The sequence below is a fragment of the Mesorhizobium sp. LjRoot246 genome, assembly GCF_964254115.1.
Lineage (GTDB): Bacteria > Pseudomonadota > Alphaproteobacteria > Rhizobiales > Rhizobiaceae > Mesorhizobium.
In genome coordinates this window covers 2,875,133-2,888,395 of record NZ_CAXUSN020000001.1, presented here as the reverse complement: position 1 = coordinate 2,888,395, position 13,263 = coordinate 2,875,133, and the positions used below count along the sequence as shown (strand labels likewise).

The 13,263-nt window shown below is 64.4% G+C and carries 12 protein-coding genes; all 12 read right to left on the bottom strand.

Annotated features, from left to right (window positions below; translation table 11 throughout):
* Window positions 1-536 precede the first annotated feature (536 nt).
* A complete protein-coding gene (locus ACSQ3L_RS13960; RefSeq protein WP_436160477.1) occupies window positions 537-1,088 on the bottom strand; it encodes an isochorismatase family protein in 552 nt (183 codons plus the stop codon).
* Between the two features lie 42 nt (window positions 1,089-1,130).
* Window positions 1,131-1,301 carry a hypothetical protein gene (locus ACSQ3L_RS13955; RefSeq protein WP_436160476.1) on the bottom strand — a complete coding sequence of 57 codons (171 nt, stop codon included), beginning with the start codon at window positions 1,299-1,301 and terminating at the stop codon, window positions 1,131-1,133.
* An 89-nt stretch (window positions 1,302-1,390) separates the two neighbouring features.
* Window positions 1,391-2,161 (bottom strand): exodeoxyribonuclease III, encoded by a 771-nt coding sequence (locus ACSQ3L_RS13950; RefSeq protein ID WP_436160475.1) that lies wholly within the window; start codon window positions 2,159-2,161, stop codon window positions 1,391-1,393.
* Window positions 2,162-2,167: 6 nt separating this feature from the next.
* Entirely contained in the window at window positions 2,168-2,812 is a 645-nt protein-coding gene (locus ACSQ3L_RS13945) for an alpha/beta hydrolase family protein (RefSeq protein ID WP_436160474.1), read from the bottom strand.
* 209 nt (window positions 2,813-3,021) lie between these two features.
* Window positions 3,022-4,146 carry a tetratricopeptide repeat protein gene (locus ACSQ3L_RS13940; RefSeq protein WP_436160473.1) on the bottom strand — a complete coding sequence of 375 codons (1,125 nt, stop codon included), beginning with the start codon at window positions 4,144-4,146 and terminating at the stop codon, window positions 3,022-3,024.
* Complete coding sequence (locus ACSQ3L_RS13935; RefSeq protein ID WP_436160472.1) at window positions 4,143-5,048, bottom strand: Ku protein; 906 nt, start codon at window positions 5,046-5,048, stop codon at window positions 4,143-4,145. Before ACSQ3L_RS13935 ends, ACSQ3L_RS13940 begins: the two co-directional genes overlap by 4 nt.
* 251 nt (window positions 5,049-5,299) lie before the next feature.
* Entirely contained in the window at window positions 5,300-7,789 is a 2,490-nt protein-coding gene (gene ligD / locus ACSQ3L_RS13930) for a DNA ligase D (protein WP_436160471.1), read from the bottom strand.
* A gap of 85 nt (window positions 7,790-7,874) precedes the next feature.
* A complete protein-coding gene (locus ACSQ3L_RS13925; RefSeq protein ID WP_436160470.1) occupies window positions 7,875-8,099 on the bottom strand; it encodes a hypothetical protein in 225 nt (74 codons plus the stop codon).
* A 113-nt stretch (window positions 8,100-8,212) separates the two neighbouring features.
* Window positions 8,213-9,415 carry a GNAT family N-acetyltransferase gene (locus ACSQ3L_RS13920; RefSeq protein WP_436160469.1) on the bottom strand — a complete coding sequence of 401 codons (1,203 nt, stop codon included), beginning with the start codon at window positions 9,413-9,415 and terminating at the stop codon, window positions 8,213-8,215.
* Window positions 9,416-9,448: 33 nt separating this feature from the next.
* Window positions 9,449-10,678 carry a GNAT family N-acetyltransferase gene (locus ACSQ3L_RS13915; RefSeq protein WP_436160468.1) on the bottom strand — a complete coding sequence of 410 codons (1,230 nt, stop codon included), beginning with the start codon at window positions 10,676-10,678 and terminating at the stop codon, window positions 9,449-9,451.
* Between the two features lie 8 nt (window positions 10,679-10,686).
* The gene (locus tag ACSQ3L_RS13910; protein WP_436160467.1) at window positions 10,687-11,994 is read right to left on the bottom strand and encodes a hypothetical protein; all 1,308 of its coding nucleotides are present in this window, start codon (window positions 11,992-11,994) and stop codon (window positions 10,687-10,689) included.
* Entirely contained in the window at window positions 11,991-13,160 is a 1,170-nt protein-coding gene (locus ACSQ3L_RS13905; RefSeq protein ID WP_436160466.1) for a glycosyltransferase, read from the bottom strand. The genes ACSQ3L_RS13910 and ACSQ3L_RS13905 overlap by 4 nt, the downstream gene beginning before the upstream one ends.
* Window positions 13,161-13,263: the final 103 nt, after the last annotated feature.

Below are 13,263 nucleotides of genomic sequence, written 5' to 3'. Positions count from 1 at the left end.
CCTCGACATGCCGACGGCCGTCGTGATTTGGTCGCGGTCGGAGCGGCGCCAATTGACATTGGGCAGTCTGCTGACATTGGGCAGTCTGCCTGGGTCGGTACAGAGAAGGAACGGCCCGGCACGCTTCACAGTCGGGGGGACGTTGGGGTCGTGCCAGGCCGTTACGGGTTCGGATATGGATTGTGCCCCGCGCTGCCCAATCTAGAGGCATATTAGAATTGGCGCAAATAAGACTGAAGTCCTGCCAGAACCGCCGGGAATTCGGCACGCCGAGATCCGGGCACAGAATCGGTAATTTAGCCCGGCCTATTCCGCTTTCGCGGAAGTTTCGAGCGGCGTGCAATGTGCAATGTTGCTAATGCGGCGGTACGAGCCGCCCTGGTTGACGCGGGCGCCCGAGCCATCCCAACAATGCGCCCCCCCGTCCGCGTCGACCACGGCAGACGCCTGGTCATCCAATTGCACGAAGTCGTGCGACGGCGGGCCGGACAATGCCGTCATCGCGCGAAGCGACAGCCGCCATGTTCGCTGCGGCTTCAGCCGCCGATCAGCGCCTTTGTAGTCACCAGATTGACGCCGGCCTCGGCGAATTCGCCATTGTGCCTGATGATGACCTGCTCGGCGCTCTCGCTGGCGCTGTCCAGCGTGCTGTGGGCATCGGAAACCACGGTCACACCAAGCCCCCTGGCCATCGCGCCCTTGACCGTCGCCGCCACGCAAAAATCGGTCTGTGCGCCCAGGAGCACGACGGCACCCGCGCCCTGCCCGGCAACCCAGTCGCCGAAGGCGGGATTGCTGAAGGCATCGCCTACGGATTTGGCAAAGGTCGGCTCGTCCGCTGCCTGGCCAAGTTCCGGCCACACCGGCCAGCCGGGTTCACCCGGCGCCAGCGGATCACCCGCCGGTCCATCGTGCCTGATAAAAGCGATCTTGCGCCCGCTGCGCCGCGCCCAGTCGATCACCGCCCGGGCACGCTCGACAATATCGGGCGCATCATGGATCGCCGGCTCGTGCACGCCGTCGAACATGCCTGTCTGAAGATCGATGACGATAAGCGGCGCGTTGTCGGGGAGGCTGGGTGTTAACATGGTTTTTACATAGCACGGCGGGCGAGGTGATCAAGGCACCACTCACTCCCGCGCACCGGCAAACAGCACCACACCGTCCCCGCCAGCCGCCGGCCAATCCCTGATGGTGCGATCGTCGCCGCCGGTCAGTACCGTGTCATCGGCAGCGGAGGCCACAGCATAGATCGGGCCGGTCTGGCTGTCGAACAGCGCAATCAGGTTGCCAGTGTCCATGTCCCAAAGCCGCGCCGTGCGTCAGCACCAGGTCGTCCAAGACCATTTTGCCAATAGTGTTTGTCGACAGGCGAACGCGCGCCGTCGCCTTACTTCAACACCACCCACACCGGCGCATGGTCGCTGGCGCCATCCTCGCCGCGCACGTCGCGGTCGATGCCGGCCGCGGTCAGGCGCCGCGCCAGCTTCTTCGACAGCAGGACGTGGTCGAGCCTCAGGCCGGCGTCGCGCGGCCAGCGGTTGCGGCGATAATCCCAGAATGTGTAGAGCGTCTCCTTCGGGTATATCTTGCGCAGGCCATCCGTCCAGCCCTGCTCGAGCAAGGCAGCGAAGCAAGCCCGGCTTTCCGGCTGCACCAGGGCGTTGTCGTCATAGGAGCGGGTGGGGTAGATATCACGCGGCTCGGGCACGATGTTGTAGTCGCCGGCCAGCACCACCGGCAGGCCGGTGTCGAGCAACTGTTCGGCATGCGCCTCCAGTCGTGCGTGCCAGTCGAGCTTGTAGGCGAATTTCGGTCCCGGCCGCGGGTTGCCGTTCGGTGCGTAGAGGCAAGCGATGATGATGCCGCCCACCGCCGCCTCGATGTAGCGGCTCTGCTTGTCGGCATCGTCACCGGGCAAGGCATCGCGGGTCAGCACGGGTTCGGCGCCTCGGGCCAGGATGGCAACGCCGTTCCAGGTCGGCTCGCCCTTCCACACCGCGCCATAGCCGGCCGCCGCAAGGGCCGAGCGCGGAAACTGCATGTCGCGCGCCTTCAGCTCCTGCAGGCAGACAACATCGGGTTTTGCGACAGCCAGCCATGCCAGCAGGTTTTCCAAGCGGCTGTTGATGTTGTTGATGTTGAAGGAGGCGATCTTCATCGAAGGTCAGGCAACGATCCGCTCCGCCCAAGCCCTCACCGTCTCCGCCAGCGTCTTCAAATGATCCCCAGCCGAAAATCCCGACACGCTCTTGCGTGGCTTGAGATCATGGTCGCCATCCTCCAGCCAGATTACCTCGATACTGTTGGACAGCCCGTAGCCCGCAACCTCGTCCCTGGTGCCGAACTCGTCGCGTGTGCCTTGGAAGATCAGCGTCGGCGTCTTCAATCCGGCGAGATGCTTGGTCCGCAATTGCTCGGGCTTGGCCGGCGGGTGAAAGGGATAGCCAAGGCACAGCAGGCCTGAAATCTCGCCCTTGGCAAACATCTCGTCGGCGACCATCGAGGCGACGCGCCCGCCCATCGACTTGCCGCCGATGATGAGCGGTCCCGTGACGCCCTTGGCCCTGAGGTCGGCGATCGCCTTGACATATTCCGGGTTGACCGTCTCGGCCCGCGGCGGCGGCTTGCGATGGCCGTAGCGGCGCGCGGCCATATAGTGGAATTCGAAACGCGCGACCTGGAAGCCGGCGGCGGCGAGCGCCTTGGCGGTCGCCGTCATCGAGGGCGAGTCCATCGACGCGCCGGCGCCATGGGCGAGCAGGATGGTGACGGGGGCGGTATCGTGGCCATCGAAGAGGAAGGTGGTCACGGAGCGGCCTCGCTAGAGAGGCCGCGTTCCGTCACACCCCCCTCTGTCCTGCCGGACATCTCCCCCGCAAGGGGGGAGATTACGCGCTCCGCCGCCTTCGCTAATCTCCTACTTTGCAAGAACGAGCGAAGCGCCCAAGCTGCCGATCTCCCCCCTTGCGGGGGAGATGTCCGGCAGGACAGAGGGGGGTGCTCAAGCGCCAGCATCCCTCACCCCGCCGATTTCTGCGCCAGTTGCAAATCCACAAACTGCACGCCCTTGATCGCCACCCGCGCCCATTCGGACTCCGCGTCGAGTTCGAGATAACGCACCCACAGCCGCCGCGCTTCCAGCAGATTACCGGCGTCGAATTCCAGTCTCGCCAGGTTGAACACCGGATCGGCATAATTCTTGTCGAGCGCAATCGCCTTCTGCAGGTGTCGGCGCGCCGAGGCGTCGCGGCCTTGCTCGCTCATCAGCCCAGCCAGGTTGAACCAGGCTTCGACGAAGGCCGGGTCGAGTTTTATCGCGCTGATATAGTCATGCGCGGCGTCCGCCGCGTGGCCACCGGCGCGCAGGCAGTTGGCGCGGTTGAAGGCGGCAATCGCATCGCTCGGGTCGATGGCCAGGCAGCGCTGGTAGAGTGCGGCTGCACCTTCATGATCGCCGCCCTCCTCCGCCGCTTCCGCCTCGGCGAACAGCTCTTCCAGCGTGTCGTCACCTGCCGAACCGGCGTTGCCGAGATCGAACAGCAACTGCCCGTCGAGTTCACTCTGGCCGCCTTCGAGATAGATGGCATCAGCGCGCCCGTGCTGCGACCCGACGTTGAGCGACTTCGCGGTCAGCGACGCCACCGGACCGGAACGATGGACGGAGCGCGCGATCGCGCCCCACGTCGCACCGCCGGTGATGAGCCCGGCATATTTGCGCGCCAGGATCAGGTCGCGGAAGGAATAGGGTTCCGCGTCATGCTCGAAGGCATCGAACAGCGACAACAGGTCGAGATCGGCGCCCGATAGCCGCGATTGCTCGATCAGCGATTGCCGCGACAGCGAAGACGCCTCCGGCGCCTTCATCAGCCCGAGCAGGCGCAGGAAACCGTTCTCGCTGAGCAGCTTGTGTCCGGCCGCGCGCTCGGCGGCGAGACGGCGCTCGATCTCGGCGTCACCGTTCTTGGTCAGTGCCGCCTTGGCGAGAAGTGTCCGGCCAAACACCACATGCGTGGTGCGCCTAGTCACACCGCGCCGCAACTGGCCGTGCTGGCGCTCGACCTCGCGCGCGGCCAGCCTGAGCGGAAACGCCGCCAGCGCGCCGATGGTGCCGAAGACAGCGCCCGGGACGGCCGGTGCCGTCATTTCTTGCTCTTGCCGACCGCCTTCAGCAGATTGGCCTTCAGCGGATTTTCATCAGCACCACCCGCTGCCGCCTTCTTCGCGGCGGGCTTGGCAACCTCGTCGGCCTTGCTCTTCGACTTGGCCGGCGGCTTCGATTGCGAGAGGCTCGCCTTCAGCGCATCCATCAGGTTGATGACATTGCCGCGCTCCGGTGCCGCCGCGATGATCGGCTTGTGGCCCTTCAGCTTCTCGCGGATCATCGTCATGAGCGCCGCCTCGTAGCGGTCCTCGTAGTTCTTCGGATCGAAGGTGGTTTCCTTCTGCTTGATCAGCGCTTCCGCGAGCTGCAGCATTTCCGGATCGGGCTTGCCGGCCGGGATGTTGCCAAAATATTCAGCCGTGCCGCGCACTTCGTTCGGGTTCCTCAAGGTGCACACGAACATGCCGTTCTCGCGCGCGCCGATTGTCACCACCCGCTCGCGGCTCGATAGCACCAGGCGTGCGATCGCCAGCTTGCCGGATTTGCGCATCGCTTCGCGCAGAACGGCGAAGGTTTCCTCCGCCATCGCACCGTCGGGCGCCAGATAGTACGGCGCGTCCTGATAGATGACGTCGACCTCGTCCTCGTCGACGAAGGCCTCGATGTTCATCGTATGGTTGGATTCGATGCGCACAGCGTCGAGGTCCGCATCATCGATGATGATGTACTGCTTGTCCTCGTATTCGTAACCCTTGACCAGGTCCGAACGCTCAACGAGTCCCAGTTCGGGGTCAACCGGCTTCATGTTGATGCGGTTGTGGGTCTTCTTGTGCAACTGATTGAAGCTGATGCGCTCGCTCGCGCTGGTGGCGGGGTATAACCGCACCGGACAGCTGACGAGGCTGAGCTTGAGATAACCCTTCCAACTTGCCCTGGGCGCCATGATATACTCCTACGCGGCCATGCACTGACATTTGCTGCAGCGCTTGCGTCCGAAGGACGATTGAGGCTGAGCAAATCCTACACCGACCGCACACAATACCGGCAAATCCCTGACGAAATCTTCCGCCATGCATTTGAGGTCGTGGACAGAGAATAATTCAAATTGTTCGAAGCGTCGATGGACTGGAATTTGAAACGCTGGCAGGACAGAGGGGGGCGCCACGGATCGCGGCGGTCCACATTCTGCAACCACTACCTCGCCCCCGAAACCACCGGCAAATCCCGTGCGAACTCATCAATCTCCGCCCACGGATCGCCCGACGTCGCCAACAGCCCCGGCAGCGAGGAATAGTTCAGATCCTGCGGCGCATCGATGGCCTCCAGATCGCTCCAACTCACCGGCGTCGAGGCTGGCAGATTGGTGCGGGCGCGCAGCGAATAGGGCGCCGCCGAGGTGTGGCCGCGCGCGTTGCGGTGATAGTCGATGAAGATGCGCTTCTTGCGGTTGTCCTTGCCCATGGTGGTGGTGAAGGTATCGGGCGCGGTTGCCGCCAGATGCGTGGCGATGGCGCTGGTCGCCTGGTGCAGCTTCTTCCAGTTCTGCTTACCCGTCACCGGCACCGTGATGTGGATGCCGCTGCCGCCAGAGGTCTTGGCGAACGGCACCAGCCCCAGGCCCTCCAGTTCGCCCTTGATGTGCACGGCGGCCTCGACCACCTCACGCCACGAAATCCCCTCGCCCGGATCAAGGTCGAGGACGATCTGGTCGGGCCTGTCGAGGCTGGTGCGGTGCGTGCCCCAGGTGTGGAACTCGACGACGCCGAACTGCGCCAGTGCCAGATAGCCTTTTGCCCCTTCGACCGAGAGGTAGGATTTGGTCTCGCCTTCGGAATTGGTCGCCTCGAACGTCACCACCGAGGGCGGCATGCCGGTGAAGGCATGCCGCTGGAAGAAGCAGTCCTTCGGCAGGCCGGTCGGGCAGCGCACCAGCGACACCGGCCGGCCGAGGATGTGCGGCAGCATGAAGTCGCCGACCAGCGCGTAATAGACGGCGATGTCGAGCTTGGTCGGACCGGTCTTGCCGAACAGCCGCCGCGTCGGATTGGTCACCCAGATGGTGGCCAGATCAGCCTCCGAGATCAGCCGCTTGCGTGTCGAGGACACCGGCGTCGACAGGCCGACATCCCTCAAGCCGCGGAAGACGCCGTGGCGCAGCGCATTGTCCGCCGTGCGGTTGGCGTAATGGATACGCGCCGACAGCAGCGGCCGCACCCAGTTCATCTCGCGCATGATCTCGCGCGGAACGCCCTCGGGCGCAGTGGCGCCTTCCCGCAGCGGCTGCAGCCTGGCGAGCAACTCACTGGCGGTGGCAGCATCGAAGCCGGTGCCGACCTTGCCGCGATAGTGCAATTCACCACCCTCGAACTCAGCCATGCCGAGCGCCGCCAACCCTTCGGCCGCATCGGAGATGGTGTAGCCGGCGATGACGAAGTCGCCCGATGGCAGCGCCTTGGTCTTGGTCCAGCTCTTGGTGCGGCCGCTCTGGTAGGTCGCGGTGGCACGCTTGGAGACGACGCCCTCCAGACCTAGTTCCGACGCCTGGTCGTAGAGCCCCTGTCCCGAGCCCTCGACATGGTCGGAGAACTGGATGGCGGAATTGGCGCCAAGGCCCGACAGCATTTGCGCCAGCAGCGCCTTGCGCCGGATAAGCGGCACCTTGGTCAGGTCCCAGCCGTCGAGATAGAGAAGGTCGAAGGCGTAGAAATGCAGCTTGCTGCCGGCCCCTTCCGCCAGCGCATCCTGCAGCAGCGCGAAGCGGCTGATGCCCTTGGCGTCGAGGACGACGATCTCGCCATCGATGATGGCGTCGCGGCACGGCAGTTTGGCAAAGGCATGCGGTAGGTCGCCATAGCGTTTCGTCCAGTCGATGCCGCCACGGGTGATCAGCTTCACCACGCCCTCAGTGAGATGCGCCATGGTTCGGTAGCCGTCGAATTTGATCTCGTGCAGCCAGGTTTCCCTGGTATCCTCGCCATCGGGCGGTTTTGGCACCTGCGTCGCCAGCTGCGGCTCGATGCGGCTGAGTGCCGGGGCCTTGAATGCACCCGGCAGCGTGCCTGGCTTCAGCGAACCTTGCTTGGGTGCGGGTTTGGCGGCCGGTCTCGCCGGCGCCGCCAGCTCTTCGATGCGCAATCCGGATTTGACGCTTTCCGGCCGCGCCGTGAGGATGTCGAGCGCGGTGTCGGACGCAAGGTCGCGCTCCTTGAAAAGCAGCCAGTTCTTCTTGTTCTCGTCCTCGCCGGGTTTCGGCTTCAGCCGCGTCAGCATCCAGCCGCCATTGAGCTTGTCGCCGGCCAGCCGGAACTTGAAAGCGCCGGTGCGCAGGCTCTTCTCGACGTCGTCCATCGGTGCCCAGGTGCCGGTGTCCCAGACGATCATCGGCCCGCCGCCATACTCGCCCTCGGGAATGACGCCCTCGAAGTCGATATATTCGAGCGGATGATCCTCGGTCTCGACCGCCAGGCGCTTGTCTGCCGGATTGAGCGAAGGCCCGCGCGGCACCGCCCAGCTCTTCAGCACATCGCCGACCTGCAGGCGCAGATCATAGTGATCCGATGTGGCGTGATGCTTGTGCACGACGAAGCGGTTGCCTTCGCCAGAGATCAACCCACCGGCCGGTTCCGGCGTTTTGGTGAATTCGCGTTTAGCGCGATAGGTCTTGAGTTTGGGCGGGGTGGTCATGGCAAAGGTCGAAGCACGGTGGCCAATTGCAAACGCCTCGTTCCTTCGCGCTACGTTTGCACCGCTCGCGATTTGTCACTTGCTCTCAATCGTCGATGGCCGGCGTCAACTCGAGCTCCGCCGGTGACAACCCCTGCTGCAGTTGGCTCAACCGGAATTCATCGACCCAGTACGCTTCGCCGTCGACCAGAACGCGGGCCTGGTAGGTGCCGTCCGAAAAACTCTGCGCGGTGATGTAGACCTTGTGGCGCTCGAGCGCCTTGCGCACCGCGGCGCGCTTGGAATTCTGGCCGATGACGGGACTGAACATGACACTGCCCTCGGTCGCCTGACACCCAACGCGGCCGCTGTCCGCAGCCTGGCGACTGGGCTCAAGGATGACGGAGACGCGCCATCCTGTCAATTTCGGTGCGCATTCCACCTTCAGTCCTTCAGTCGCCGCAAGCGGCGCATCAGGCTCTGGATGGTCTTGTTCAGTCGCGGATGCGACCTCGCCATGCCTTCGGCCCGGCTGCGCAGCAAAATGGCCGCGTTCGCAGCCCTGCCCCGCACCGTCATCGGTTCGCAAATCTCGGCCAGAACCGAGCTCGAGGCACCGATATGCTCCTTGTAGCCCTGGCTGCCAACCGACAGGTCGAAATAGTCGAATCCCCGCTCGCATCCCCACATCATCAGCTTGCCCATCGTCGTCAGACCGGGTGAGACATTGGCGACCGCATTCTGGTCGATGCCGAGCAGGAGGGTGTGAAGCGTGCCTTTTCTAGCCAGAACATAGATGGAGGCGAGCCAGGCTTCACCGACGCGCAGCCCGAAGAGCCGCACCGATCCATCGGACAGACCTTGGAGCGCTGCATGGCGGTAGAAGTCGACGACCGGGGCCTGCGTCAGGAGGTCGAAACGCCCAAGCTCGCGAAAGCGCTTCAGCCGCAGTTCCAGCAACGCGTCGAAAAGCTCCTCGGTCAGTGCCGGCGTGTCGGCCTCGACCAGAGCGAGGCCGCCACGCTGTTCGAAGGCGCGGCACTGCTTGTGGAACGTCTTGGCGAAGGACGGCCTGCAGATGCGCTTGATGAGCGTCTGCGAGTCACCGTGCAGGACGAGGCCGGAGGTGATCTGAATGGAATCGCGCGCCACCGAAAGCAGCGCCAGCGGATTTGCCACACCGTGCACCTGTTGCGGGATTCCGGCGATGTGGATGCGATCCGCCGGCGGCAGCGCGGCGCGGACTGCCGCCCAGACGGCGTCGGCACCCTGCCTGGTCCACGCTCTCGCATCCGCCAGCAGCGGCACCGAATAATCGCACACGCAGCAGCTCAGCCATTCGATCACGTGGTGGCCGAGAGCCCGGCGTCGCATCAGCGGCAGCAGCATGACCGGCGCACCCGTCATGGCGTCACTCACCTCGACGAAGACCAGGTCCGCATCTCTGGGCATCAGCCGTGCGGCGATTCCTTCGACCCAGGCATAGTGCTGATGGGCGGTGCAGACGCCGTCCGCCTCATGCTGCAACCAGAGCGGTCTGACGGTCTCGAAGCTGCTGTGCAGCCGCGCCGTATAGCGCACACCGGCCCCGGTGCTGGCTGCAATCGGGGAAGCCGGCCCATCGGAAAGGTCTGTAACAGCAGCCATTTGCATTGCCCGGCTTGCCACATGCTTCTCCCGTCATTCCGGTCCTCCACGCAGGCGCCGCAAACCCCGCATCAATCCCTGGATCGCCTTGAGCAGCCGCGGTTTGGAGCGCACGAAAACCTCGGTCCGGTTGCGGAGCTTGATGGCGGTGCTTACAGCACGGCCGCGCACCGTATTCTCGTGACAAAGCTCACCCAGGCTCGAACCTTTGGCGCCCATATGCTCCTTGTAGCTCTGGTTGCCTACCGACAGGTCGAAATACTCGAAACCCCGCCCGCGCGCCCAGCTCATCAACTTGCCCATGATCAGAAGCCCCGGCGAGACGTTGGGCACCGCGCCCTGGTCGATTGCTATCATGAGAGCATGAACGGTTACTTGATGGATCAACAGGTATTGTACCGCGATCAGAGCCTCACCGACGCGCAGCCCGAAGAGCCGCACCGACCCATCCAACAGACCCTCGAGCGCGGCGTTTCGATAGAAGTCGACAACCGTCCCCTGCGTCAGCAGGTCGAAACGGCCCAATTCACGAAAGCGGCTGAGCCGCATCCGGACTAGGTCGCCGAAGATGAGCTCCACCAGAGCCGGCGTGTTGGCCTCGACCAGTTCCACGCCGCCGAGCCGCTCGAGCCGGCGCCAGTCCTTGTTGAAGGCCTTGACGAAGGATGGCCTGCATAGGCGCTTGAGGACGGTTTCCGGGTCGCCGTCGATGGCCATGCCGAAGCTGGTGTGCAGGGAATCGCGCGTGGCCGTGAGCAAGGCCAGCGGGTTGGCGATGCCGCCGATCTCTTGCGGAATTCCCGTGATGTGGATGCGGTCCGCCGGCGGCAGCACGGAACGCACGGCTGCCCACGCGGCCTGTGCGGATTGCCTTGTCCAGGGGCTCGCATCGGCCAGCAGCGGCGCCGAATAGTCGCAAACGCCACAGCTCAGCCATTCGATCAACCGATGGCGGAAAGCCGGTCGCCGCATCAGCGGCACCAGCATCCGCGGCGCGCCCGTCACGGCGTCGTTTACCTCCACGATGAGCAGTTCCGCACCTTCCGGCATCAGCCGCGCGACGATCCCCTCGGCCCACGCATAATTCTGGTGGCCTGTGCACACACCATCCGCCTGGAAGCGCCGCCAGAGCGGCCTGGCCGCTTCCAGACTGGTGTGCAATCGCGCCGTATAGGCGTCGTTCGCGACGCCGGTGACGGGCTGGGAGGACTGCCCGTCGGGCAAGCCGCTCACCGCAGCAATTTGCACTGCCTGGACTGCCATACTTTTTCCTATCGTTTTGCCGTCGCGAACGAAAGCGTCCGCCGCCAAGCACCCAACCGGCTGTCGCGCGCCTCATCGGGATGCTCGATGTTCCATATGCGGTGATGCGCGAAATACCATGATGCCACGAGCACGAATATCTCGGAGACGGCGGAACCCGCCAACGCCCACGGCGGAGACGCGATTGCCAGCAGGATCGCGATCAGCACCAGCCCGACGACCGCGCCGCCCGTCGTGATGAACGCGACGATCCGGAAATCACCGAGTATCTCAAGCACGATGCGGGGCATGATATAGAGCATGATCGGGACAAAATTCGCGATAACGAAAAGGGCGATGAACCAGATCGAAGCGTCCTGGAGGGCCTGGGATTTTATCATCGGCAAGATGAACATGATGGCGCATCCATAGGCGAGGCCACCGAGCCCCATGACGAGCGCCCAGATCTTCGCCTGCGCCCAGACACGGACTGTTTCGTTGTTCCGCATCAGCCTGGCGAGATCCGGCTGCGTCATGTTGACGAAGGCGAGACTGATGATGCGCAGCGGGGCAAACAGCACCAGAACCGCCGCCAGCGGTGCGTAGGCGGCAGGCCCGGCAATGCCCGCGACCAGCAGCGCCAGACATTGACCCTGGATGTTGGTGGTGGTCGCGCTGAATGCCGACCAGCGCAACTGGGGCCAGAGCCCGATATAGCGTCGACGCGTCGGCATGCGGAAGCTGATGCGAAGTGTGCGCCTGGCCAGCCGGGTCAGGACGAAAATGCCGAACACATTTGCCGCGGCAAGTGCATAGAACACCGTCTGCAGCGGCTCCTGGACCTTCCAGATCGTCAGGCCGGTCAGGACAATGCCGGCGACTGTAAAAGCGCCGTCGCTGATGGAAACGATCACCTGCTGGCGACGTGCGAAGAAAGTCGTGCGCATATGGCTGCGCAGCGACCAGGCGCCGACGAAGCAGCCGGCGGCAATTCCGCTTGGATCGCCAAGCAGACGCATCAGAACAGCCGTACCGACGGCCATCAGCAACGCCACGATCAGCGCCGCCGTTCCGAACGCCACGTCATAGGCATCGACACCGGCGCTGTTGGTGCTTTTGCTCATCCAGATGCTGGCGGGAACGGCGGTGAGCGATCTAATATAGGATAAGCCGACGCCGCCCATCACCATGCCGATGGCGAAGAGGCCGTAGCCTTGCGCCGACAGCATGTGCAACAGCATGATGTTGAGGGCAAAGTGAAAGCCGCTCTGCATCGCCTCGCCGCCGATCATCAGCACGAGGCGTCGAACCAGATGGCTCGGGAACGCAAGTTTCAAGGCCGTGTCTCCGCTTCGCGGGCGGCCGGCGCCCTGCCCGGCCGTGCGATGGTCGCCTTTAGCTTGTCGGCGGCGATCGCCGCGATCGCGGCGGCCGCGACCGGCTCGCTGAAGATTGCCTCGTAGCGCGCGCGCCCGGCAGCGACAAAACGGCGCCAGGCCTCGGGGGTGAGGATGATCTCCTGCAATTTCGCGCCAAGAGCGGCTGCATCGCCGGGCGCAACATGCCAGCCGGTCTCGCCGTCGCTGACCACCTCCACCAGCCCGCCGATGGCCGACACCAACGGCGGCCGGCCATAGGCCATCGCCTCGATGGCGACGCGGCCGAGCGATTCCGGACGCCGCGACGGCACGGTGACGATATCGGCCCAGCGGTAGTGTTCCGAAGGATCTGAAATGAAAGGCAGGACGCTGACGCGCCCGGTGAGGCCCATGGTCTCGACCAGTTCGGCCAAAGCGCGCTCGCGCTCGGTGCTTTCGAAGGCGCCGCCGACCAGCCGCACGTCGACCCTCGCCTGCAGCGCCGGCGGCATCGAGGCGATCGCCTCCAGCAGCACCTCCTGCCCTTTGATCCGGTTGATGCGGCCGAGCAGCAGCACCCGCAACGGCCGCTTGCCGTCATAGGTCGTCGGTTCGACCGCCGCCGGCCCGGCAACGCCGTTGTAGACGACATGCGTGCGCGCGGCCCTGGGGTCGCCGAAAGCGGCCCGCGTCGCGCGCGAGTTGAAGATCAGATCCGCATGGCTCCAGTGCATCAGGCCGACGAGTATCCTGCGCATGGCGCCTTCGGGGATCTCGTGGATATGCAGGACGGCTTTGTGAGGCAGCAAGCGCGCGGCCAGCGCATAGTCGGCCACGATCGAGGTGTTGACATAGACGAGGTCGCAATGCCTGAGGCGCCGCCACGCCCTGAACACAGTAACCGGCAATCGCGCCATCTCGACCGTTGCAAGACGCGCAATGGCCTGGCGCCTCAGCACCCAGAGCGGTTCGAAGACAATCCGGCTGGCATGTGCTTCCAGGATCTGCACGATCGGCCCGCTGCGCGGCAAGACCACCTCGATGTCGGCCGACGGAAACGCCGCGCGCAACGCAGCAACGCTCTCCGCGAAGCTGCGGTCCGAACCATAGAGTTCATAGCCCTGATGAACGCAGGCAATCCGCATCTTTGTATCCCGCCAGGTGCTACAACCATCGCGCTCGGCGATAATGTGCAGGAGCCTTGCCGCAAGAACCATGCCGGATTCAATAGGCCGGCTACCCGGCCGC